We start from the raw sequence: 1,643 nt of genomic DNA on the forward strand, positions 1-1,643 counted from the left end.
TGCAGGCGAAGGGGTTGGCGCCAGATGAGCCGGCCAGACGCACCGTCGAGGTCGAGGCGTTTTGCTCGTGGTCGGCGTGCAGGGTGAAGATGGTGTCGAGCGCGTTAACCAGCACCGGGTTCGGGACGTATTTCTCGCACGGATTGCCGAACATCATGCGCATGAAGTTGGCGCTGTAGCCGAGTTCATTGTCGGGCTGCATGAACGGGGCGCCGATGTTGTATTTGTAGGCCATGGCGACAATGGTCGGCATCTTGGCGATGAGATGGATGAAATTCGAGTTGCGATGCTCAGCCTCGGAAAAGTCCATGGCGTCGTGATAGAAGGCCGACAGGGCACCAACCACCCCGGTCATGACGGCCATCGGATGGGCATCGCGGCGGAAACCGGAGAAGAACTTGGCCAGTTGCTCGTGCACCATGGTGTGATGCGTGACGGCCGCCTCGAACTCGGCTTTTTGCTGGGCGTTGGGCAGTTCACCATTTTTCAGCAGGTAGGCCACTTCGAGAAAATTGCAGTTCTCGGCGAGCTGCTCGATCGGGTAGCCGCGATAAAGCAATTGGCCGATGTCGCCGTCGATGAAGGTGATGTGCGACTTGCAGCTGGCCGTGGACATGAAGCCGGAGTCGTAGGTGAACAGACCCGTTTTGGCGCCCATGGTGCGAATGTCTATGCAGTCGTTGCCGTGCACTGGCGACATGATCGAAAAATCGACCGGCGCGAGACCCTCAATGCTCAGTGTTGCCTTGTGTTCGGTACTCATTTTTACTCCCTTGAAAAATGATCTGTTGGCGATGTGTCGTCAAACCGGTGGCGGATATGGAAAAAATGCAGAACAAACGCCATCTTTTATTGGTGATTCGCGATTTTAGCAATACGCCTGCCTTGTTCGGCCGAAAAAGTCCGAAGGCGAACGCGTTGCGGTCAGTCCGCGAGGGTAACCGGCAATGCTTACGTGAACCTTGGGCTACATCAATTGAGCGCCGACGCGGCCTTGTTTTTCAGCCAGGGCCAGCAGGGCACGGGCCTGGTCCGGGCACTGCGTTGAAATCTTTTCGTCGAGCGCCTTGAGCCAGCGTTGTGGAATGCGCTCCATGCCGTAGCGGGCCCCAGCCAGCATGCCGGCGATGGCGCCGGTGGTGTCGGCATCGCCGCCGCGGTTGACGACGTCGATCAGACAGTCTTCGAAGGTGTCGGTGGCGAAGAAGGCCTGGAAGACGGCTTGCACGGTATCGACGACGAAGCCGCTGGGATTTTCGCGGCGGCGTTTGTCGTAGGCGAAAACGGGGAAATCGCTGACTAGCTGGCCGGCCCGCTGGCGCTCGACGGCGATGGGGTCGTGCCCGGCGAGGAAGTCTTGCACCATCAGGATCAGCGTTTCGCAGGCGGCGTCGGACAGCGCGTTGTGGTGCGTGACATGGGCCTGGGCGCGGCTGGCAAAAATGGTCGTTTTTTCCGGTTGACCGTAGCAAGCCAGGGCGACGGGCAAAACGCGCATCGCCGCGCCGTTGCCGGCGTCGTGCTCGGAGGCGGCGGCTTCCGGCTGGCCGCTCTGGCGAAAGCCGATCAGGTTGCGGCGCACGGTGTTGCCGATGTCGACCGGCTTGGCCCGCATCCAGGCATCGAAGGCTTCGGCCGCGGCC

2 protein-coding genes are annotated in these 1,643 nt (G+C 60.5%); both read right to left on the minus strand.

Going from position 1 to position 1,643, the window contains the following annotated elements; all coding sequences use genetic code 11:
* Nucleotides 1-763 (minus strand): citrate/2-methylcitrate synthase (locus ADADOO_RS06930; RefSeq protein ID WP_511276166.1); only part of this gene is annotated, 763 nt, incomplete at its 3' end.
* 204 nt (nucleotides 764-967) lie between these two features.
* The coding region (locus ADADOO_RS06935) for an ADP-ribosylglycohydrolase family protein (protein WP_511276168.1) at nucleotides 968-1,643 on the minus strand (676 nt) is incomplete at its 5' end.

The sequence above is a fragment of the Azonexus sp. genome (assembly GCF_036170495.1).
In the GTDB taxonomy this organism is placed as follows: domain Bacteria; phylum Pseudomonadota; class Gammaproteobacteria; order Burkholderiales; family Rhodocyclaceae; genus Azonexus.